At 69.6% G+C, this 20,970-nt stretch carries 17 protein-coding genes and 1 pseudogene; 9 read left to right on the plus strand and 9 right to left on the minus strand.

The window, feature by feature from the left end; translation table 11 throughout:
• Nucleotides 1-39 precede the first annotated feature (39 nt).
• The 5 genes from IN07_RS16065 to IN07_RS16085 all read right to left on the minus strand — a co-directional run bounded on the left by IN07_RS16065 (nt 40) and on the right by IN07_RS16085 (nt 12,330).
• Nucleotides 40-1,587, minus strand: coding sequence for a hypothetical protein (locus IN07_RS16065; RefSeq protein WP_052091358.1), 1,548 nt, complete (start codon nt 1,585-1,587; stop codon nt 40-42).
• Nucleotides 1,584-4,448, minus strand: coding sequence for a helicase-related protein (locus IN07_RS16070; RefSeq protein WP_036337340.1), 2,865 nt, complete (start codon nt 4,446-4,448; stop codon nt 1,584-1,586). Before IN07_RS16070 ends, IN07_RS16065 begins: the two co-directional genes overlap by 4 nt.
• Complete coding sequence (locus IN07_RS16075; RefSeq protein WP_036337341.1) at nt 4,445-9,598, minus strand: DEAD/DEAH box helicase; 5,154 nt, start codon at nt 9,596-9,598, stop codon at nt 4,445-4,447. Before IN07_RS16075 ends, IN07_RS16070 begins: the two co-directional genes overlap by 4 nt.
• 756 nt (nt 9,599-10,354) lie before the next feature.
• Nucleotides 10,355-11,092: an IclR family transcriptional regulator gene (locus IN07_RS16080; RefSeq protein WP_036337343.1), complete on the minus strand. Its 738-nt coding sequence runs from the start codon at nt 11,090-11,092 to the stop codon at nt 10,355-10,357.
• On the minus strand, nt 11,092-12,330 hold the full coding sequence (locus IN07_RS16085) for an APC family permease (protein ID WP_052091359.1): 1,239 nt from the start codon (nt 12,328-12,330) through the stop codon (nt 11,092-11,094). The genes IN07_RS16080 and IN07_RS16085 overlap by 1 nt, the downstream gene beginning before the upstream one ends.
• 146 nt (nt 12,331-12,476) lie before the next feature.
• On the opposite strand from IN07_RS16085, the gene IN07_RS16090 reads away from it, so the two are divergent.
• From IN07_RS16090 to IN07_RS26865, 3 genes and pseudogenes are all read left to right on the plus strand, one after another.
• Nucleotides 12,477-13,673 carry an APC family permease gene (locus IN07_RS16090; RefSeq protein ID WP_197058510.1) on the plus strand — a complete coding sequence of 399 codons (1,197 nt, stop codon included), beginning with the start codon at nt 12,477-12,479 and terminating at the stop codon, nt 13,671-13,673.
• Nucleotides 13,673-13,948 (plus strand): hypothetical protein, encoded by a 276-nt coding sequence (locus IN07_RS25870; RefSeq protein ID WP_197058511.1) that lies wholly within the window; start codon nt 13,673-13,675, stop codon nt 13,946-13,948. The genes IN07_RS16090 and IN07_RS25870 overlap by 1 nt, the downstream gene beginning before the upstream one ends.
• A 9-nt stretch (nt 13,949-13,957) precedes the next feature.
• A pseudogene (locus IN07_RS26865) lies at nt 13,958-14,170 on the plus strand (primary-amine oxidase); the annotation flags it as partial.
• Here the strand turns inward: IN07_RS26865 and IN07_RS26870 are convergent.
• Entirely contained in the window at nt 14,077-14,343 is a 267-nt protein-coding gene (locus IN07_RS26870; protein ID WP_331437139.1) for a hypothetical protein, read from the minus strand. The pseudogene IN07_RS26865 and the gene IN07_RS26870 overlap by 94 nt on opposite strands.
• Before the next feature lie 383 nt (nt 14,344-14,726).
• Here IN07_RS26870 and IN07_RS26440 point away from each other — a divergent pair, with 383 nt between their 5' ends.
• The 6 genes from IN07_RS26440 to IN07_RS16115 all read left to right on the plus strand — a co-directional run bounded on the left by IN07_RS26440 (nt 14,727) and on the right by IN07_RS16115 (nt 19,680).
• The gene (locus IN07_RS26440; protein ID WP_231558416.1) at nt 14,727-15,863 is read left to right on the plus strand and encodes a copper amine oxidase; all 1,137 of its coding nucleotides are present in this window, start codon (nt 14,727-14,729) and stop codon (nt 15,861-15,863) included.
• A 429-nt stretch (nt 15,864-16,292) separates the two neighbouring features.
• The gene (locus IN07_RS16100; protein WP_197058512.1) at nt 16,293-16,847 is read left to right on the plus strand and encodes a type IV toxin-antitoxin system AbiEi family antitoxin domain-containing protein; all 555 of its coding nucleotides are present in this window, start codon (nt 16,293-16,295) and stop codon (nt 16,845-16,847) included.
• Nucleotides 16,844-17,629, plus strand: coding sequence for a nucleotidyl transferase AbiEii/AbiGii toxin family protein (locus IN07_RS16105; protein WP_052091360.1), 786 nt, complete (start codon nt 16,844-16,846; stop codon nt 17,627-17,629). The genes IN07_RS16100 and IN07_RS16105 overlap by 4 nt, the downstream gene beginning before the upstream one ends.
• Nucleotides 17,622-17,741 (plus strand): LysR family transcriptional regulator, encoded by a 120-nt coding sequence (locus IN07_RS24790; protein ID WP_081975464.1) that lies wholly within the window; start codon nt 17,622-17,624, stop codon nt 17,739-17,741. Before IN07_RS16105 ends, IN07_RS24790 begins: the two co-directional genes overlap by 8 nt.
• On the plus strand, nt 17,738-18,067 hold the full coding sequence (locus IN07_RS24090) for a hypothetical protein (protein ID WP_052091361.1): 330 nt from the start codon (nt 17,738-17,740) through the stop codon (nt 18,065-18,067). Before IN07_RS24790 ends, IN07_RS24090 begins: the two co-directional genes overlap by 4 nt.
• A gap of 320 nt (nt 18,068-18,387) precedes the next feature.
• A complete protein-coding gene (locus IN07_RS16115) occupies nt 18,388-19,680 on the plus strand; it encodes a Fic family protein (RefSeq protein ID WP_036337365.1) in 1,293 nt (430 codons plus the stop codon).
• Between the two features lie 84 nt (nt 19,681-19,764).
• On the opposite strand, the gene IN07_RS16120 is transcribed toward IN07_RS16115, so the two are convergent.
• The 3 genes from IN07_RS16120 to IN07_RS16130 all read right to left on the minus strand — a co-directional run bounded on the left by IN07_RS16120 (nt 19,765) and on the right by IN07_RS16130 (nt 20,961).
• The gene (locus IN07_RS16120; protein WP_036337344.1) at nt 19,765-20,112 is read right to left on the minus strand and encodes a type II toxin-antitoxin system PemK/MazF family toxin; all 348 of its coding nucleotides are present in this window, start codon (nt 20,110-20,112) and stop codon (nt 19,765-19,767) included.
• Nucleotides 20,099-20,329 (minus strand): ribbon-helix-helix domain-containing protein, encoded by a 231-nt coding sequence (locus IN07_RS16125; RefSeq protein ID WP_036337346.1) that lies wholly within the window; start codon nt 20,327-20,329, stop codon nt 20,099-20,101. Before IN07_RS16125 ends, IN07_RS16120 begins: the two co-directional genes overlap by 14 nt.
• A gap of 80 nt (nt 20,330-20,409) precedes the next feature.
• Nucleotides 20,410-20,961 carry a GIY-YIG nuclease family protein gene (locus IN07_RS16130; RefSeq protein WP_036337347.1) on the minus strand — a complete coding sequence of 184 codons (552 nt, stop codon included), beginning with the start codon at nt 20,959-20,961 and terminating at the stop codon, nt 20,410-20,412.
• Between the last annotated feature and the right edge of the window lie 9 nt (nt 20,962-20,970).

Genomic DNA, 20,970 nt, shown 5'->3' on the forward strand with positions numbered 1-20,970 from the left:
GAGACACGCTGCCAGCCTGCCGCCCCCAACCGCCAGCGGTTAGGAGACACGCCCTAGGACCAGGGAGATGAGGGCCGTTGGCGTGTAGTACGAGCCGGACGTCTTGCGCTCGTTGCCGGCGGCGAGCTCCAGGGTGAAGGTCCGGGCGTCCGGGTCGTAGCGGGGGGTGTAAGCCAACAGCCCCTCGTACATGCCGCCCAGCTCTTCGCTGTCGAGGTTGCGATAGTCGACGGAGCGAGGCACACCAGTGGCCGGGTCGACGATCTGGGCGAGTGATCGGACCGCGCCGAGCAAGCTGCGGTTGGGCAACTGCGCCTCTGCAAGGATGCCCAGGGCGTTGCGTCCGAAGAGCGAGTCCCCCATGCCGCTCAGCCCGAGAACGTCGAGGCCGTCGGAGGCAAGGGCGTCGGTGACGATGAGATGCGCGTCCCACAGGTCGGTGTGGCGAGTACCGGTACGGCTGGTGGCCAGCGCGCGCAGCCGGCGGGTGGAGAAGTGACGGTCGTAAAGGGTGGAAGCTGCGGGCGAAGTCCCGGGGGCGTGAAGCAGTCCCCGGTCCTCGGCGACGAACAGCACTATGAGCCGGTAGGCGATGCGGAGCAAGGCTCTATGTAGGTCCTTGCTCGCGTCGGGGGCAGCGGCGAGGACAGCCCGGAGCTCGCTGTTGCCGGGGTGGCTGACAAAGCCCGCGCCCAGCTCTTGGAGGGCGGCCGCTACGCCGTGCTGGAGGCTGAGCAGAGCCCGAGCGCCGTCCGCGATGCCGGTGGTGCGCCACTGCTCGAGCCAGCAGGTCTCCTGACGCAAAGCTGCAATCTCGACGACGGCGTCTGGTTCCTCCCCCGCTGGCCCGTCGGTGTCCCCGGTGCCTGCCTGTGCGACTGGTTCGTCCTGATGGGGAGCGAAGCGGCTCGCGTGGACGGTGAGGAAGAACAGTCGGAAATCGGCGTAGCGCTGGTTGTTGAGGATGTCGTCGAGGTCGAATTCGACGTACGACTGCTTGGTCAGCGCGGACGCGTCGCGCAGTACACGCAACAGATGTCCGTTCGAGACCACGCCCCAAAGGGTTCGGTCCTCCCGGTTGAGGTAGTCCTGGAGCATCGACTGGGGGGCCCGTGCAGCGACGCCCGGTGTGCGGGTGTCCAGGGACACGCCCGCGCCGACGAGATGCAGCGGCACCCAGACCTGCGGGTCACCGTCGGAGGGCCAGCTCAGGCGGTGGCTCACGGGGAAGTGCGTGGGCTCGGTCTCGCCCAGGCCCGCATCGACATCGAGACCGGCAGCCAGGGTGGTGGGTCTGCCCCATCCCAGCTCGTAGAGCAGGGGGAGGAGCCACCGGTCCCGAGTGAGAGCGGTGGCCGGGTCGCCTGGCGGGAGCTTGTCAAGGGCGGTGGTCCAAGCGCGGTGGGCCCCGAGGACGGCCTCCCACGCACGGGCGACGGCAGCGTTGACGGTCATGCCGGGGGTCAGTTGGTAGTCGCTCGCGCTTTGGCCGGGCATCTTCAGATCGACGGCTCGGGCGAGGGCTTCCGCCGGCAAGACGGTGCCGACGGTTCGGATCGAGCGGAAGGCCGTGACGGAGGTGCTCATGCCGTCCCTCCGGGCAGGTAGACGTAGACGCCGAGGACGTCGGGGGGCGGGAGAAGGCGGGCAGAGAGGCCGCGCACCCGTGTGCCGCTGCTCTGGCGCACCTTGCGGTGGTCGGCGACCGCGCCGGCTGCGATTTGCTCCCCGAGCTCAACCAAATGGGGCTGGACCAGCGGAACCCGGTCGATGGCCCGTTGCAACTGGGCTCGCGCTACCTCGTCGGCCACGTTGCCGCTGGGCGTGGCGTCCAGCAGCTCATCGGTCACGCCCTCGCCGAGCCAGGTCAGGTTGTCGCCAGTGGCGGTGAAGGCGAGGAACTGGGCGTCCTCAGCCACCTGGGTGACGGTGCGCTGGGAGCCGGGGACGACGAGCTCGAGCCGGTAGCGGACCACCAGCAGGGTGGTAACGACGCTGACGGCGCTGGTCCGGATGACCGCGGCCCGTCGAGCGGGACGTTGGGAGGTGGGAACCTGGGGGTCGAACGCGGCATCCAGGACGTAGCGGGCGAGCGCCTCCACGGTGGCATCTGTTCGATTGAGCAACCGGTGCCCGGCAGGGGCAGGGACGGCCCGGTGGAAGGTCAGCACCGGTTCCTTGGTTCGAGGGAGCTGGTCGCGGACCGCTCCGGGAAGCGTGTCGGTGCGGACGGTAAAGCCATCGTCCGAGTCCACGATCTGGCCGGACAAGAGGGTGAAGGCGTCGCGAGTGAAGGACTCGGCGTCCGCCGGTCCGCCCAGGGAGCGGCGGACATCGGCGAGCGTGGCGGCTACCTCGTCGGGTCGGAGCGTCGCCTGCCGGAACCGAGAGCGCGACGCCTTCTCCCGCTCGGCTGCATCAATCCACTGCATCTCCACTGCATCGGCAGTGGCGCTGCTGGTAGCCGCACCGAAGTCGAGGGTGAGCTGCTCAGGCTCAGTACCCCGCAGCAGCAGCGATTCCCAGATGGCGTTCATGACAGTGGTCGAGTCGACGGGGACCGGGACGGACACCCCCGTCGTGGCCTTGATGCGCTCATGCCGGCGGATAAGGACGTCGAGGACTACACCGTCGATGCGGTTGTCAACGCCGTAGTAGGTCACGGTGCGAACGGTGGGGGCGAGCTGGCCGAACCGGTCGACGCGACCCTCGCGCTGCTCATGGCGGGTTGGATTCCACGCCAGGTCGTAGTGCAGGACTGCTGTGAAGCCCTCCTGCAGGTTCACCCCTTCCGACAGGCAGTCAGTCGCAACGAGCACGCGGGGGCCTTCGTGTGCCGTGAGCTCCGCGACGCGAGTTTCCCGCTCCTCAGGCGGAAGGGTGCCGGTCACGGCCTCGACCCGCAGTGTCGGGTGCTTGCGGCGCAGCGCGGTGGTGAGCTGCTCGGCGACATACTCGGCGGTGGGGATGTAGCGGCAGAAGACGATCGGGTTGTAGCCCTCAGCGACAAGCGACCCAAGGATGGTGACGAGCTTCTTCAGCTTCGCGTCGCCTTGAACTCCGCGAAGGGCGCGGGCCTCGTCGGCAAAATGCCTCAACCGGCGGCGAGCAGCGGCGTCGGGGCTGGCATCGGTTGAGGTGTCCGCCCCGAGAGCGGTGTCGTCACCTTCCAAGGCGTCGTCCAGTGCAGTGTCGAAGACTCGGGGCGCGGCCACGTCATCGGCCTCGCCGGTGCTGGTCGCATCCTTCAGCTCAGACCGATTGCGAAGGGTCTGCTCCGCAGCCGCCGGGCTGGAGGCGATGGAACGGAGCAGGGCGATCGCCGACCACCAGCGCACGCGCTGCCGGACCACGTTGAGCGAGGGGTCAGAGACCTGCTCACGGGCGTAGCTGAGGATTTGGTCGAACAGAGCGCGGTACTCAGGGGTGAGCTTGTAGCTCTCCTCGGCACTTTCTCTGGCCGGGAACGGGGTGTCTTCATCGAGGTACTCGCGGATGTCGGCGCGTTGCCGCTGGATCAAGAAGCGTGCCAGCAACTGTCGGTCTGCGTCGTGCTGGCGTCCAGACAGGTCGGCGGGCATCGCGCCCAGTCGGTCGTCGAGAAGCCCAACGAGCGACTGCCAGGCGCCGTCGTCGCCGTTGTGGGGGGTGGCGGTGAGCAGCAGGAGGTGCCGCTGTGGGTCGTCGGCGAGCTTGCGCAGAAGGGCATATCGCTGGTGGGCCTGGCTGGACCCGGCGGTGCTCGGGGCGATGCAGGTGTGAGCCTCGTCGACGATGACCAGTTCGGGGCAGAGCAGGGCGAACTCGTCGCGGCGGCTGCGCTGCTTGATGTAGTCGGTCGAGACGATCAAGTAGGGATAGTGGTCGTAGAAGTTGGAGCCCAGCGGAACGTGGCGGCTGAGGCGGTTGGCGGTGGAGGGCAACAGCACCTCGGCCCTCAGCCCAAATTTCGACTGCAGCTCGGCCTGCCATTGCGGGGCCAGTTGCGGTGAGCAGAGCACGACGAATCGTTGCGCGTCTCCGCTGGCGATGAGCTCGGCGGCGATGAGGCCGGCCTCCACGGTCTTGCCCACGCCGACACCGTCGGCAATGAGCAGCCGCGTGGTGTCCTGTGCGGTGGCCATCATCAGCGGGACGAGCTGATAGTTGCGCGGGCTTACGGCGAGCTGGGCAAACGAGCGGAAGGGTCCCGCGGTCGCGCGGAAGCTGAGCCGGAGAGCGTCCCGGAGCAAGCGAGCGCGGCCAGCGTCGCCGCGGTCTGTGATGGTGGGAGCGTCGAACGTCGCTGGCTGCGGATTGTCCAGGGCGGGCAGCAGAGCGGTGGTCTCGTCGTCACGTCCACCGAGCGGGCGCGCGAGGATCGCCTCTGGCGTTCCGCCCGGTAGCACGAGCCACTCTCGACCACGGGCGCGGACCAGGGTGCCCGCACGAAATTCAGTGGAGGTCACTGCGCACCTCGCCCGGCTCCGAAGACGCCTGGGTGCTGAGTAACGATCTTGCCCCAGCCAGTGTCCTTATCGGCGTACCCGAAGCGCAGAACGAGCCAACCTGCTTCGTCCTCGAGCTTGGCGCGGGCCTGCTCGTCCTTCTCGGCCTGATGAGCGGAGTCGTGAACCGGACCGTCGATGAAGATGGCGATGTCTCCGTTGTTGCCGTTGAACGCGAAGTCTGGGCGCACGTAGTAGCCGTCCACAAGCTGCTGAGCGGAGTCCGGCAGGCGGTAGCCGTGGGTGTCGAGAAAGTGCAGGAACTCGATCTCGAGCCCGTTGCTCACCTTTTCCAACCGGCGAAGCACCTCTGCTCGCTCCTCGCCCCCCGCGCCGACCACCAAGGTCGCGCAGGCGAGCTGCTGTAGGAGCCCGACGACGCAGTGCCGGTCGAGGCTCTGGTGATCCCACTGGTTGCCGTAGGAGAGCAGGCAGTCGTAGCACGCCTGGGAGCAGGGCTCGGTGGCGTGCTCGGCCTTGCCCCGGTCATCGCCGGTGTCCGGGTCGAAATGCAGGATCTCCAGCGCCTTTCGGGCCACTGCTCGAACTTGGTCCTGCTCGGTCGCGAGCCGGCGGAGCACTCCAGCGCCGCCTTCGGCCGCCTCGAACATCAGCAACCTCGACCAGGCCAGCGGGCCGCTGCCACCGGGCAACGGCTCGACTGCGAGCTCGGCGCTTTCGAGCTGGAAGACCGCTTCCACTCCCCTCTTGAGGGCGTACATGGCGGCCATCCGCTGCTCGTCGGGGATCGACGGGTCCAAGTGGATGAGCAGGGCGTTGCGGTGGTCCTCGACGTAGGGGACGACGCGCTGCACCCTGTCGCCGTGCACCTGGTCGGGCGCGCTTGCATCGTTCTTGGAGAGGTCGGCCTCGCGCGACCACTTCCCGTCCACGGTGTCGAGCAGGTGGCCCTTCACCTCCTTGTTCTTGCGGCGACGCAGGCCTACGTTCATCCGCCGGATCAAGGCAGTGTCGCCGTAGGTGAGGGTGGCCAACGATGCGCCATCGTCGGTCAGGATGCTGGTGAGCTCACCGGCGCGTTGTCCGTGGGGCTCGAAGCGCAGGGCCGTGGTGATCTCATGGCCGGCGCGTTGGCGCTCCTCCTCGTCGGCGTTGATCCGATCGCGTCGTCGGGTCTTGACCGCGAGCAACCGCATCATGCGGTTCATGACCTCCAATGATGCTCCACCACAGTGGTCGCACACCTCATGGCCGGTGAGGCCGTTGGAGTCGTGCAGGTAGCCGCAGGTATTGCATCTCCGGATCTCGGTGATGCTCACGCCAGTGCCGTCCTCCCGGGCCGGGAGGCTGACACGGTTCACCTCATAGCGCGCGCCCTCGTGGTAGATGAAGGCACCGGGGCCGAACTCGCTGATCGCAAGAAAGCGGGGTCGCTGAACGTAATCGCCTTGGCCGTTGCGGGTCTTGCGTTCGGCGGGGATGAACGCGGCCAGCGGCAGTCGAGGGAAGGAGTAGCCGGGCAAGAAGCCCTCGGAGGCGAAGTAGCGGTAGGTGTAGAAATCACCCTGATTGACGTCGTCGATCTGGCCGCGAAGCAGATCCAGTGCGGCACGCGCCTCGTTGATGCGACCCTTGGCAGCCAACTTCGCCGGCTCCGAGGCGCCGATGGTCTTCAGCGTTTCACTGGCCTGCGTGACCTCGTTCTGCGCCTCTCGATACAGCCCGCGCCAACGGTCGGCCGCCAGGTCGAAGCGCCGGGCTGCCTGAGCGACCGTCTCGTCGATCCAACTGTCGGTCCACCACGGCGAATTGGTGACCTCGCTGGTCGCCGTGAGCACTGCGCGGATGGCTGTGATGGCCCGAGCCGCAGTCGCCTTTGACTCGATCTTGGAACGGACGTCATCGCGCAGCGGCTGCCCAGGCTCGTCGGGGTCGAGCAGATCGACCATGCTGGCCTTGAGGTCGAGGTCGCTGATGACAAGCCAGATGGCGTGCGCATGCGCACGGACGAGGTCCTGGTTGCCCAGTTCAAGCCGCGGTGGAGCGACGGCACCGGCCACCATGTCCTGGCTCCGGCCAAAGTAATAGGAGTCGTGGGCTGAGCCGGTGGAACAGTAGGTGAGGACCACAGCCGGCTGTCCGGATCGACCGGCGCGGCCTGATCGCTGGGCGTAATTGGCCGGCGTCGGTGGGACGTTGCGCATGCCGACGACGTTGAGGCTCTTGATGTCGACGCCGAGTTCCATGGTGGGCGAGCAGTAGAGCACCGGAAGATCGGCGTCGCCGAAACGGGATTCCCGCTCTTGCCTGAGTTCGGGGCTGACCTGGGCGGTGTGTTCGCGCGCCTCCAGGCCGGACAGGCCGATGGCGGTTTCTGCATAGAAGGTACGGAAGAACGGGTTGACCCGTCCCTCTGTGGCATTTGTGCGGATGGGGTCGGCGGCCCGAGCCTTACCGTCCCCGGCTCGCCACTCGATCATGCCTGCCTGCACGCGGTAGCCGACCGGTCGGTTCTTCTCCTCGACCCGGTGCAGAATCCCCACCTTGCCCATGAGGACGAGCAGCGAGCTGATCACCCCGTCCGCGTCCGCGGGCTTGATGGCGTGATCGTGGCCTGCGAATCGCCCGGGCCGCCGGAGCCAACGGCCGTATTGCCCGAGGCCCGACAAGTAGAGGTCTCGCCCGCCGCCAGCCGTGAACTTGGGGCGGCTCCCCGCATAGGCCGTCGCTGCGTAAGTCCCCTCTTTCTCGGCCAAGGCCCACGGCGCACGCAGCCACTCTTGGCTGGTACGACGGATGGCCTCGTACTTCTCCTCGGTGAGGTACTCGGAATCGATGCACATGTTGCGGCGCAGCTCGTCCAGCAAGACATGCATGAGGTGCTCCCGCTCCTCCGCCGACGCGCCCTCGAGTGGCTGCCCGAGCCCGGTCCACTTGGACTGGTCAGCCGCCAGCTCGCCGATGCTCGCGTAGCTCAGCCGCAGCTGTCCGGTCTGCTCGAGGTTGGGCATGGTGATCCGCCAGCCGCGCTGCAGGTCTGACCACACCCGGTACGCAACGCTCTCGCGGAGCGCACTCGCCACCCGCTTCTTGGCGCCGTAGTCGACCTCGGGGTTGCGCGCGTACTCGGACAACTCACCACCGAGGATCTTTACGACCGCGGCACCGAGGTCCTCGTCGGTGAGGGGTTCGTCCGGGTTTGTCTCCTCCTGCGCCCGCACCGCGCGGTAGAGGGCAGACCTGACCAGGCCGATGAGCACGAAGTCATTCAGGTGGCCGGCCTGGAGGCTGGCGTCCTGGCGGTTGTCGGAGAAGGCCAGGAACTTGCGCGCTTCGTCGTCTAGGTCGGTCTCGGCCTTTAAAGTGCGGACCACGGCCTGAGACAGCACCGTCACGGCGCTGGCCCTGCCCTCGGTGCCCAGACTGGACACCCGGGCGAACTCCGATTGCCGCGTGCTCTCGTAGCTCGTCTTGCACGTGGGGCAGAAGTGCAAAGTCTCGAAGAAGGCGCCCAGGGTCCCGTGCTCAGTGATGGTGCCGAAGACGTCCACTCGGACGGGGGTGGGCAGCTTGTTAGTTCGGGCCTTGTCAAGGCTTCGGCTCCCGGCCGATTCGACGACCCAGTCGGCGGGGACCAGGTCCAGGACGGCAGGGTCGTCGGGCGTCGGCCACGGGACCTCGGTCAAGAGCAGCAGCCCGGTAGCCGCCGCCTGTTCACCGCGGGCGCCATTGAGGATGCGAGGGCTGAAGGTTTCGCCACCACGGTCCAGATTGACGACAAGGTAGTCCTGGCCGCACTCACGGCAGAACGCGAGTGGATACAAGGGTTGGCCGGGCGCACCGGGTGCGCTCCGCTGGTACTGAGTGGTGAGGTACCGCTGCCCGGCGGGCTCCAAGGTGGCGTACGCGGTGTCACCCTTGCCGATGAACTGGTGCAGCTTGAACGCGAAGAGCGTCCGACCCTGGTCGTCCCGCACCTTCGAACCTGCCAGCAGCAAGTCGCGGAGCTGGTCCTCGCACACCGCCTGCTCGATGCCAGTGGTTTCACTCAGCGTGGCAGCGGCGGTCTTGAGCCGAGTTGGTGACTGCCGAGCGAGGCTGCCCTCGTCGTCTCGGCGAAGCCCGAATGTCTCCTCGGTCCACACGGCAAGCGGATCGTTGTGGAGGCCCGCCCAAGTGGTGGGGGCGGGCTGTCGGAGCCGCTCGGTGAGGGCGGTCGGTGTGCTACTCCCGGCCGTGGCCCGGCGGAGGGTCTCTCCCACGATGTTGGCCGCGGGGATCACAGTGCCGAAGAGCCGGGTGGCGAGAGCCGCTACCTCTGCGCGCTGTTCCGCGCGGGTCCCGGGACCGGCCAACGTCGCGGAAGTACCGATGCACTGCAGCTCGGCGGCCTGCACGGCACCTCGGAGGCGGCGGATCAGCATCGCCACGTCGGCGCCCTGCCGGCCGCGGTAGGTGTGGAGCTCGTCGAGCACGAGGAACGACAAGTTGGCGGCGCTCGCGATGAGAGCTTGACGCTCACGAGGCCTCGTCAACATCAGTTCCAGCATCACGTAGTTGGTCAACAGGATGTCTGGCGGATTCGCGAGGATCGCCTCGCGCTCGGCCTTTGACTCCTGGCCCGTATAGCGGCCGAAGGTCACCTTCGGCTTGTCCTTGCCGAGGAACTTCTCCAGCTCACCGCGCTGGCTGTTGGCGAGTGCGTTCATCGGGTAGACGACGAGCGCGCGGACGCCCTTGCCGGAGCCCTCGCGTAGGACACGATCGACGATGGGCACGATGTAGGCCATGGACTTGCCCGAGCCGGTGCCCGTAGTCAGCACGTAGGACTCGCGGCGAGCCGCGATCGTGAACGCGTCCGTCTGGTGACGGTGGAAGGAAAGTTCCCGACCGACGGGGTCCTCATCGCTCCGGGCCCGGAAGATGTCCGTAGCGTCGGGGTGCAGGACGCCGGCGCTGACAAGTTGGGACACCGAGCCGCCCGACTCAAATGCCGGGTTGAGCGCCAGCCACGGCTCCGGCCAGAGGAGCCCGTTGTCGATCTCCGTCTCGACCTTCTGGAGCACATCAGGGTCCCGGATGTTCAAGAACCCCTGAACGAAGGACTTGTAATCGCCCAGGACCTTCTCAAGCACACCGAACGCGTCCACGCATCTCCCCAAGACGTTGCCGACACCTCGGCAGACCGGGGTGCAGGACGACGTGACCCGATTCCGTCACGACACCGAGACGCAACGTAGCCGACTCCGGGCTTCGAGGGCGAGACTCCTGGGGAGTCTGGTCATCTCGAGAGACTCATGTGCCACCAGGCAAGCGCGACCCAGGAAGGTGGCCCGACTTGGACCGGCTGAGCTGACTCATTCAACTCGTCCGTCAGGTGGGCGGCGTCGGCTGTCGTTGTGCAGGTCCTGTGACTTGCATGTAGCAACCTGCGGCCGGGTTCCGGTGAGCCAGGCGACATGCCTGATCCGCGGCAAAGGTCATATTCCATACGCGCTCATCGAGCTACGCGCTCATGCGGCGCGCCGAGCTGTCGTACTTGCCGCTCACCGTTCTCGCCCGGCGGCCATTCGCAATGATGGCCGTCGGCGTCCTGACGTTGGTAGTCGCCGAACGCGGCTCTCGAACGCTGGCTGGCTGAACACCGCCGCCGGCATCGGTACCGTCCCTCCCGGCGCGCACGGGCAGCACCTAGTCATCCGGCGTTAGGCCCTAACCGTGGAGCTACCCGGTCCAGCCTTGCTCCTGGGGAGCTGGGCGCCCGGGGAATCGTCTCGCCTGCGACGCGACATAGGTCGCCCTGGCCGAGGCTTTGGGTCGCCCCCTGCTGTCGGCCGATGCCCTGCTGGCGCATGCGCCAGCAACCACCTGCCCCGGACACCCTCGTCTACAGCTGACCGGTGAGGTCACGCGAGGAGCCGGCCCAGCGCGAGCGCACACTCGTGGACGCTGGCGGGCAGCTCACGCACGTCCCCCCGCGCGCTGACGGTCACCCCGGCGACGAGCTCGCCGGCGGCCGACCGCACCGGAACCGCCGCGCACCCGACCCGCTCGTGCAGCTCGCCCGTCTGCGCCGCCGAGTCCTGCACCCGAATCTCGGCCAGGCAGGCGTCCAGCTGGTCCGACTTGGTGATCGTCGCCGCGGTGAAGCGGGTCAACCGCGACGGAGGGAGCAGGTCACGCCACTCCGGTTGCTCTGCCAGCAGCAGCCTCCCGGCCGCAGTCGCGTGCAGGTGCCGCTCCACCAGCGCCGGGTCCTGCAGCGGCAGGTCGGGGTCCATGTCGGCCACCCGCAGCGTCGTCGCGGTGTACAGGACCAGGTGCACCCCAGCCCGCACCTCTCTACGGAGGTCCGCGAGCACAGCGCGAGCGGCGGACGGCACCCGCACCGGCGCGATCGCGCCGGCCAGCCCGGCCACCTTGCGGCCCAGCGCGAACCCGCTCAGGTCGGGCAGCCGGACCAGGTACTCCTCCCCCACCAGCAAGTTGAGCAGCCGGTACGCCGTCGCCGGCGGCATCCCCAGCGCCGTCGCCACCTCCTTGGCGGTCACCCCGGCCCCGAGCCGGGCCACGCACTCCAGCACCGCCAGCGCGCTCTGCACCGCCTTCGGCTGCCGCCCGGACAGCCCGGTGTCAGCAGCCATCAGGCCGCCATCGACCCGGGCAGCACGCTCGCCACCGTCGGCTCGTCGTAGACCCCGACCCGCGCCAGCCGCGCGGGCCGGCGCAGCGCCAGCCACCTAGCCCACGCCACCCCCGGCAGCAGCGCCGCCAGGTACGCCCACGACATGGCCCGGCCCCCCTGCCACGACTCCCCGCCCAGCGCGACCACCAGCACGAGCAGCCACAGCCCCGCCGCCACCAGCCCGCCGACCACCGGCCAGACCGTCAGCTCACCGATCCGGCGCAGGAACAGCGGCGCCGCCGCGCACACCAGCACGTAGGCCAGCACGTAGCCGAAGGCCGACACGGTGATCGTCCCGGTCAGCACCGAACGCCCCGGGGACCCAGCCAACAGCGCGGCGAACGGCACCCCCACCACCAGCGGGAGGGACAGCGACAGCGCCTGCACCGGAGTGCCCCGTCGAACGTGCACCCGCCCGAGTGCCGGCGGCAGCACGCCCTCCCGGCCCATCGAGAACAACACCCGGGCCAGCGCGTTCACCGACCCCGTCACGCAGGCGAAGAACGACGCCGCGATCCCGGCGTCCAACAGCCGCACCAGCCAACCGGTGTCCCCGGCGAGGGCGGACACCGGCACCGGGCTCATCAGCACCTCCAGCGGCGCCCGGCGGAGCAGCACCACCTGCGCCACCGCGCCGACCAGGAACAGCGCCCCGGCCACCGCCGGCGTCCACAGCACCGCCCGCGGCACCGCGATCAGCGGCCGCTGCGCCTCCACGCCCAGCACGCCGGCGCTCTCGAAGCCCATGAACGCCGTCACCCCGAGGACGACGCCGACTGCGACCCCGCCCCAGCGCACGTCCCCGTCGACCACCGGCGCCGCCGTCCCGAGCCCCTCCGGCAGCCGCAGCAGTAGAACGGCGAGCACCACCAGGACGACGGCGATCGACACCACCTCCAGGGCCAGCGCCACCCGCGCCGACAGCTGGATGCCGCGCACCGTGCACCACCCGGCCAGCCCGCCCACCAGCAGCACCAGGAGCGCCACGGACGACGAGGGCAACGAGAACAGCGCAGCCAGGTAGAGCGCGCAGCCCACCAGCGCCGGCATCGACACCGCCGCGTAGCCGATCGCCAGCGACCACCCGCCCACCACGGCACCGGCCGGCCCGAGGCCGCGTGCCGTGTACGTGTAGACGCCGCCGACCGCGGCCAACCGCTGGGCGAACAGCGAGACGCACCAGCCGACGAGCAGCACCAGCCCCGTCGCCGTCCCGGCTGCCCCTCTCTCATTCGGCGAGCGGGAGAACGTCAGCGACGGGAGACGCGGCGGCAACCGGGCCGCAGCAGGGTCTGCGGGCAACACGGCGCCACCGGGGCGCCGCCGTCCGCGAGGAGACCGCGATGGCCATCTCCGACCCACCCGCAGCCGGGGCGCCGACGTCGTCCGTCGGCAGCAAGCCCAGCGCGATCACGACCCGCGGCCTCACCGGCTCGCTCGGCGTCGGCTCGATCATCTTCATGGTGGTCGCCGCCGCCGCGCCGCTCACCGTCATCGCCGGTGCGGTGCCGATCGGCGTCCTGATCGGCAACGGCGCCGGCTACCCGGCGAGCTTCGTCGTCAGCGCGGTCATCCTGCTGTTCTTCGCCGTCGGGTTCGTCGCGATGACCCCGCACGTGCCGCAGGCCGGCGCCTTCTACAGCTACGTCTCCCGCGGGCTGAACCGTGAACTCGGCTTGGGCGCAGCCATGCTCGCGCTGCTCACCTACGTCACCATCCAAGGCGCGGTGCTCGGCTACATCGGCCAGGCGACGGTCGACCTGCTCGGCCGCTACGGCGTCGCCTCCCCGCCCTGGTGGGTGTGGACGCTGGCGATCATCGGCGGCATCGGCGTGCTCGGCTTCCGGCACATCGACCTGTCCAGCAAGGTGCTCGGGCTGCTGCTGATCGCCGAGGTCGCGATCGTCGTCGTCCTCGATGTCGCGGTGGTCGGGCAGGGCGGTCCGGAGGGCTACTCGACCGGCGTCTTCAGCCTGTCGACGGTCACCAGCGGCTCCCCGGCGCTGGGCCTGATGTTCGCCATCGCCGGGTTCATCGGCTTCGAGGCGACCGCCGTCTTCCGCGACGAGGCCCGCGACCCCGAGCGCACCATCCCCCGCGCCACCTACCTGGCGCTGGCGATCATCGGCGTCTTCTACGCCGTCTCCAGCTGGGCGATCGTCACCGCCTGGGGCGACGGCGGCGTCGTCGAACGCGCCGCCGCCGACCCGGGCTCGATGGTCGTGGAGACGACGGACATCTACCTCGGCACCCTGGCCGCCGACGTCCTCAACGTCCTGCTCGTCACCAGCCTGTTCGCCTGCGCGCTGAGCTTCCACAACGTGCTGAGCCGCTACTACTTCAACCTCGGCAACACCGGGGTGCTGCACAGCAAGCTCGGCAACGCGCACGCCCGGCACGCCTCCCCCGCGTCGGCCTCGCTGACGCAGACGGTGATCAGCGCGGCGCTCATGGTGGTGTGCGCGCTGGCCGGGCTCGACCCGGTGCTGGAGGTCTTCACCTGGCTGTCCGGGATCGCCACCGTGGGAATCGTGGCTTGATGCTGCTCACCTGCGCGGCGGTGCTCGTCTTCTTCCGCCGCACGAACGTCGACACCCGCCCCTGGCAGACACTGATCGCGCCCGGCCTCGGGTTCCTCGGGCTGGCCGCCGTCCTCATCGTCCTGGTGCAGAACCTGCCCCTGCTGATGGGCGAGTCGACCACCCTCGGCGTCGCCGCCGGCATCTTGCTGCTCGCCACCCTGCTCGCCGGCCCCGTCCTCGCCCGGGTCCGCCCGGAAGCCGCTGCCCTGACCGACTCGAACCTGGAGGCCTGACCCATGACCATGACCGCGCCCATCACCACCGCCACCCACCCGCTGTCCCGGCTGAGCGCCGAGGAGTTCACCGCGATCCGGTCGATCGTCGCCGAGGCCGGCCTGGTCGGTGAGCAGACGAAGTTCGTCTACGTCGGCCTGGACGAGCCGCACAAGTCCGTCGTCCTGGCCTGGTCGCCCGGCGACGCGATCGAGCGCAAGGCGCGCGTGCTGCTGCTCGACCGCGCCACCGGCAACGGTGCCGACCTCACCGTGTCGATCACCGCCGGCGCGGTCGTCGAGAACAAGCCGATCGACGCCCTGGTCGACGGGCAGGTGCCGATCTTGGACGCCGAGTTCGAGGCGATCGAGCCGATCCTCGCCGCCGACGAGCGCTGGGTGGCGGCGATGAGCAAGCGCGGGCTGGACGTCGCGGACGTCCGGTCGGTGCCGCTGTCGGCCGGGTCCTACTTCCCCGACGAGCACGGGCACCGCGTCGTCCGGGTGCTCGGCTTCCACCAGGCCGACCCCGAGGACCTCCCCTGGGCGCACCCGCTGGACGGCGTGGTCGCGTTCGTCGACGTCACCCGCGGGGTGGCCATCGACGTCCAGGACCACTTCGACCTGCCCGTGCCAGCCGAGCGCGCGGACCTCACCCCGGACGCCGTCCGCGACCTCAAGCCGATCGAGATCACCCAGCCCGAGGGGCCTTCGTTCACGGTCGAGGACGACGTCGTCCGCTGGGCCGGCTGGGAGGTGGGTCGGCTTCGACGCCCGCGAGGGCCTCACCCTCAACCAGGTGTCCATCGACGGCCGCTCGGTGGTCCACCGCGCCTCGATCAACGAGATGGTCGTGCCCTACGCCGACCCCTCACCGGTGCGGTTCTGGCAGAACTACTTCGACACCGGCGAGTACCTCTTCGCCCGCTACACCAACTCACTCGAGCTCGGCTGCGACTGCCTCGGCGAGATCCACTACTTCGACGGTGTGCTCGCCGACGAGGACGGCAACCCGCGCACCATCAAGAACGCCATCTGCCTCCACGAGGAGGACTACGGCGTCGCCTGGAAGCACACCGACATCTTCAACGGGATGCTGGAGACCCGGCGCTCCCGGCGGCTGGTGATCAGCTTCTTCACCACGATCGGCAACTACGACTACGGCTTCTACTGGTACCTCTACACCGACGGCACCATCCAGCTGGAGTCCAAGGCCACCGGGATCGTCTTCACCTCCGCCTACCGCGGCGACGAGCACCCGTACGCCACGGAGATCGCCCCGGGCCTGGGCGCACCGTTCCACCAGCACCTGTTCTCCGCGCGGCTGGACATGGCGGTGGACGGGGTCGACAACACGGTGCACGAGGTGGACGCCGTCCGGGTGCCGATCAGCGAGACCAACCCGTACGGCAACGCCTTCACCCGCAAGCTGACCCCGCTGACTCACGAGTTGGACGCCGCCCGGCTCACCGACGCGACCGTCGGACGGACCTGGCACATCGTCAACCCCTCGGTGCGCAACCGGCTGGGCCAGCCAGTCGGGTACGCGCTGCACCCGGAGGCCTCGCCGGTGCTGCTCGCCGACGAGTCGTCGTCGGTGGCCTCCCGCGCCACCTTCTCGACCAAGAGCCTGTGGGTCACCGCCTACGACCCGGCCGAGCGCTATCCGGCCGGCGACTTCGTCAACCAGCACCCCGGGGACGGCGGCCTGCCGTCCTTCATCGCCGACGACGCGCCCCTGGAGAACACCGACGTCGTGCTGTGGCACACCTTCGGGCTCACCCACTTCCCGCGCCCGGAGGACTGGCCGGTCATGCCCACCGACTACAGCGGGTTCACGCTGAAGCCGGTCGGCTTCTTCGACCGGAACCCGGCACTGGGGGTTCCGAAGTCCACGTTCTCGCACTGCGCGACCGGCGAGGGCCACTGCTCGTGAGCTCCGCCGTCCTGGTGGCCGTTCCACTCGTACTCGAAGCCCTGCGCGGTGTAAACGCACCCGACCTGACCGAAGCCCCGGTGAGCCGCTCAGAGTCGGTCGATCCAGGTGTCTTCCTCGCGGTTGTCCCACGATCCAGGTCCTGCGTGCCGTTGCACTCGACGTCGACCAGCAGCCCGTCGCTCCGCCGGACGGCGAGGTCGAGCTCGTACCCCGAGGCCACACGCGTCGGGACGACGTCCGCTCCGCGCGCCTGCAGCGCCCTGAACAACCGGTGATGAGCGGCCTCCAGAAGCGCTCGTCACTAGCCGATTACTTATCTGAGAGATAAGTTCTTGCACAGTGACAAGGGAGGAAGCTGTGGCCGGAGCACTCGACGTCATGACTCGTGCCCCGCTCCGGACGGTACGGCCACGCGACCTCGCCGCGGTGTACACCCAGCCCAACGTCCAGCTGACGCGTCTGACCCGACAGGGCCGCGTCCGCAAGCTGGCGGCCGGCCTCTACTACGCCCTCCCCGACGACAGGGACGCCGCCTGGCTGCCCACACTCGAAGCTGTCGCCGCCGGGGCTGCCACCGCGTTGTACGGCGACCGGGTCCCGGTGCTCATGCACCTGACGGCGGCTCGTCTGCACGGAGCCCTCCCGCGCGCCATCACCCAGGCCGTGGTCGCTGTGCCCACCCAGCACCGCGCCCTCCGGGTCCTGGACCGCCCCGCGGGGCTGATCACGTTCGTCACCCGGGACGTCGAGACGCTCGATGCGGTGCTCGTCCGCACGGACCTGGGTCCTGCGCTGATGACGACACCCGAGCAGACCGTCCTCGACCTGATGAAGCGGCCCACGCTGGGCGGCATGACGGGAGAAGTCCGGGACGCCGTCCGGACGCTGCTTCCCCGGTGCACACCGGGCCGCCTGGACGAGCTTGCCCGCGACCAACGGATGGTCGCGACCCTGGCGCGTCTGCGCGCGGAACACCCGTGACGCGGCGGTCACGAGGCCTGGATGCCGCAGAGGCGGCCGCAGTCCGGGAGCAGTTCGGCGTCGCCGACGAGCAGGTGCTGCGCGACCACGCCATCAGTCACGTCCTGGGGGCCCTGTCCGCGGCCGGCCTGCACGACGACCTGGTCTTCTTCGGCGGCACCGCGCTGTCTCGGACCTTCCTGCCCACCCTGCGACTCAGCGAGGACATCGACCTCATCGCCAGCGCGCCCCGACAGGTGATCGGACCTGCCATCGAGGCTGCTGTCTCGACGGGCCTCCAGCGATCCCACGGCACCGTCAGCTGGCTGCCTCCCCTCGCCGCGACCCGCGGTTCCGCCTCCAGCGTGCTGATCGTGGGCGACACCATCCAGATCCGGGTGCAGCTGCTGTCGTCGTCCACGGGGTACCCGCGCTGGCCGGTCGAACTGCGTCCGTTGGAGCAGCGGTTCAGCGATGCCCCGCCCGCATCGATGGTCACACCCACCGCTGCTGCCTTCGCGGGTTGGAAGGCAGCAGCCTGGCACGACCGCTCGGCGGCGCGGGACCGCTACGACCTGTGGGGTCTGTCCAGAGCCGGCCTCATCGACGGCGAGGCAGCTCGACTGTTCCGTGAGCACGGCCCCACGGCCGGCCACGTACAGCCCTGGATGTTCGACCATGCCCCCAGCGAGGCCGAGTGGCTGACTGCACTCGGTCATCAGGGTCGCGTCCAGGTCGGCCCGGTGGAAGCCCGGGACGCGGTCCGGGCAGCGTGGGTCGGTGCCGTGGACGCCGATGGCTGACCCGGCGTCGGCTGTCAGCCGCCAGCTCACCCGCCTGGAACGCGAGCTGGGCACGCCGCTGTTCGAGCGGCAGGCCACCGGGTGCGCGACCGGCGAGGGGCACTGCTCATGACGACGGCCGTCGTTGCCACCCGGCCGAAGGCGCTCGCCCTTGGCCGGGTGGCCGCCGGGCTGGCCTCGTCCTCGGCAGCGGTGCACCTGCTGCTGGTCGACGGCTCGCTCGGGTCGGTGGTCATGGCGCTGATGGCGGCGGCCTGCCTGCCGTGCGCGTGGCACCTGTGGCGGCACCCGACCGGGTCGGTGTGGCGGTTCACCGCGCCGGTGGACGCCGGGATGCTGGTGCTGCACGCGCAGATGCTCGGCGACGGCTCGGGTCATCAGCACATGCACTCCACGGCCGGACCCGGCGCGCTGATGTGGCTGGGCTCGGCCTGGTGAGCGCGCAGCTGGCCCTGGCCGCAGCCGCCGCGTTCCACCGTCCCTGATCCCGGAAGCGCTGTGCGCTGGCGGCGGGTTCACCATCCGGAACCCGCCGTCGGCGCACAGCGTCGACCCCGTCTCCGGGCTGCCGAGTCAGCGAGCCATCGCAGGCTGCTTCCCGACGCGGGTGAGCTCGTCGCGGCCGTCGGTGGGACGTCTCCCCACCAGCTCGGGGACGACCAGGTGACCTTCGACCGAAACCCTTCACAGCCTCCATCAGCGTCAAGGGATCGCCTGTGATCCTTTAACAAGAGGCGGCGGCGTGAAAGGTTGTGTTCATGGCGAGATGGCTCGATGCGGAGTGGGAGCACTCGGATCTCAGCATGGTGCCCCGAGCTGACCGGCAGTTCGGCTCGTACCGGCAGTACGCACCCGACCTGGTCACCACGCGTCCGCTGGGCATGTCCCGTGGCACCACTCAGCGAGCCACCGTGGCGGAGCGAGCCGTCCGCGAGCTGGGCAGGGGCCCCGGGGCTCAGGGACTCGAGGGGCTGTCGCGGTTCCTGCTCCGGTCCGAAGCCATCGCCAGCTCGCTGATCGAGGGAATTGCACCGTCCCCACAGCAGGTTGCGCTGGCCGAACTCGCCCAGGAGGAGGACGTTCGCGGCTTCAGCGACCAGGCCCGCCTGGTGGCGAACAACATCACGGTCCTCCGCCGGGCCGGCGACGACCTGGCTTCGGCGGAGGAGATCGCGGTCGCCGACATCGAGGCGTTGCACCGGGCCCTGCTGCCCGAGGAGAAGCACCATGGCCTCCGCCGAGTGCAGAACTGGGTGGGCGGGTCGAACTGGCACCCGCTGTCCGCCGACTACGTCCCACCGCCACCCGAACTCGTCCCCGAGCTGATGGCCGACCTGGTCGAGTACATGAACGGGTCGGTGCACGCCCCGCTCGTCCAGGCCGGCATCGTGCACGCCCAGTTCGAGACGATCCATCCCTTCACCGACGGCAACGGCCGCGTCGGCAGAGCTCTCATCCACACCGTGCTCACCCGCCGCGGCCTGACCCCCAGCGCCATCCTCCCGGTGAGCCTGGTCCTGGCCACGCTGCGCCGCGGCTACGTCGACGGCTTGACCGCCTACCGGTACTCGACCTCACCTGACAGTCCGGAGGCTGCTTCGGCCGTCGCTGCCTGGCTGGACGTCTTCCTCGACGCCACCACGGTGGCCGCCGAACAGGCGCGGACGTTCGCCGGGCAGGTGGCTGAACTGCAGCGGGAGTGGGAGGCGAAGCTGGCCGACCACCGGACTGCGCACGGCCTCCGGGAGATTCCGCGAACCGATTCAGCGACCTACAAGCTGCTCCGCGCACTCCCCGAGATCCCCATCCTCACGGCACGCACCGCACAGCGACGGTTGGGCGTTTCGTTCCCACCCGCCCGTGCAGCCTTGGAGGAACTCGCGGAGGCCGGGATTCTCGCGCGCCGGTCGGTCGAACGCGGGACGACCGGTTACACCGCCACCGACGTCTTCTCACTCGTGACGCACGCCGAACGGCAACTGGCGAGCACCCGGTGGGACACCAGGATCACCGGACCCAACCGGCCCGTCCCCGCTCCACCGGAAGGCTGACCGGACCGGCTGCGCCAGCCCCTGCTGCTGGCTGAGCAGCGCCGCCAGCGACCGGCGCAGCGTCGACGAGCCCGTCGTCACGGGTCACAGCTGCAGATGAACCCGCATGGCCTCGTCGAGCTCGCTCATGAGCTCCGCCGGCACCTGGCCGAGCACCGGACCGATCCGCTCGACCGCCACCGACCGGATCTGCTCGGCCTGCGCCGTCGAGTCGGTCGGCAGGCCGGTCCGGTCGGCCGGGAGCAGCGCTTGGAAGGGGAAGATCCGAGCGACGTTGCTGGTCACCGGGACGACGGTGACCACCCCCTTGCCGAGGCGGGCAGCCGTGGCGTTGGCCCGGTCGTTGCTGACGAGCACGGCCGGCCGCCGCTCGTCCGCCTCGCTGCCCCGGACCGGGTCCAGGTCGACGAGCCGGACCTCACCGCGGCGCATCAGCCACGCCGTCTGCCGCGACGGAGTCCCACGCCGCCTGGTCGCCGGAGGTCTTCGACTCCTCCCAAGCAACGGCGTAGTCACGCTCCAGGTCCGCCTGACGCAGGAGCCGGAGCGCGTGCTGGATCACCGCGGACCGGCCTTTGAGGCCCGCACTGCGGGCGTACTCGTCCAACAGCGCGACGTCGTCCTCGGACAGACTGACACTCAGCTTCACATACCGATGCTACCGCCGGTAATAACGTGGTAGCAACGAGAGCAACACGAGTCGGGCCGGGCAACGACGGCGCGATCACCTCAACCTTTCGCATCTCCGCGCGCCTCGTCCCGCCACCGCCTCCGCGCCTCTCGGACGTGGGCGTAGAGCGGGTGGGCGGAGTTGTCCGCCTGGTTGAGCGGCGGCTCCAGCTCGGCGATCACCGCGGCTTCCACCGTCCACGGCTGCGGGTGCTCCGCCCAGGTCAGCCGCAGCTTCTCCGCCATCCACTCCGACAGCCGCAGCTCGTCGCGGTTCACCAGCACCGGCCGGGTGGTCCACCGGCTGCGCCAGCCCTGCTGCTCGCTGAGCAGCGCGGCCAGCGACCGGCGCAGCGTGGAGGAGCCCGTCGTCCCGCGGATGTGGTCGCCGCCCACCCGGCTGCGCAACGTCGCCTGGGACGCCGCCCCGTTCGGGGCGGTTCCCACGTACAGCAGCTGCAGGTTAGCGCTCGGGTGCCGTGGACCGGAGATGCCGGGCAACGCACCGAACCGGCCCCACCAGGCGTACAGCCCGGGCGCCCCCGGCAGCTGGACCCGGGCCTGCGCCAGGTCGACCGGCTCCGAGCAGAGCGCCGCCAGAACGTCGTCCATGCCGCCAGT

The organism is Modestobacter caceresii (genome assembly GCF_000761485.1).
GTDB lineage: Bacteria > Actinomycetota > Actinomycetes > Mycobacteriales > Geodermatophilaceae > Modestobacter > Modestobacter caceresii.

What these genes read in the sequence shown, in the direction of transcription:
- IN07_RS16065 (WP_052091358.1), bottom strand. Translation starts at nt 1,587, where the DNA reads ATGAGCACCTCCGTCACGGCCTTCCGCTCGATCCGAACCGTCGGCACC.
- IN07_RS16080 (WP_036337343.1), bottom strand. Translation starts at nt 11,092, where the DNA reads ATGGCTGCTGACACCGGGCTGTCCGGGCGGCAGCCGAAGGCGGTGCAG.
- IN07_RS16090 (WP_197058510.1), top strand. Translation starts at nt 12,477, where the DNA reads ATGGCCATCTCCGACCCACCCGCAGCCGGGGCGCCGACGTCGTCCGTC.
- IN07_RS25870 (WP_197058511.1), top strand. Translation starts at nt 13,673, where the DNA reads ATGCTGCTCACCTGCGCGGCGGTGCTCGTCTTCTTCCGCCGCACGAAC.
- IN07_RS24790 (WP_081975464.1), top strand. Translation starts at nt 17,622, where the DNA reads ATGGCTGACCCGGCGTCGGCTGTCAGCCGCCAGCTCACCCGCCTGGAA.
- IN07_RS24090 (WP_052091361.1), top strand. Translation starts at nt 17,738, where the DNA reads ATGACGACGGCCGTCGTTGCCACCCGGCCGAAGGCGCTCGCCCTTGGC.
- IN07_RS16115 (WP_036337365.1), top strand. Translation starts at nt 18,388, where the DNA reads ATGGCGAGATGGCTCGATGCGGAGTGGGAGCACTCGGATCTCAGCATG.
- IN07_RS16120 (WP_036337344.1), bottom strand. Translation starts at nt 20,112, where the DNA reads ATGCGCCGCGGTGAGGTCCGGCTCGTCGACCTGGACCCGGTCCGGGGC.
- IN07_RS16130 (WP_036337347.1), bottom strand. Translation starts at nt 20,961, where the DNA reads ATGGACGACGTTCTGGCGGCGCTCTGCTCGGAGCCGGTCGACCTGGCG.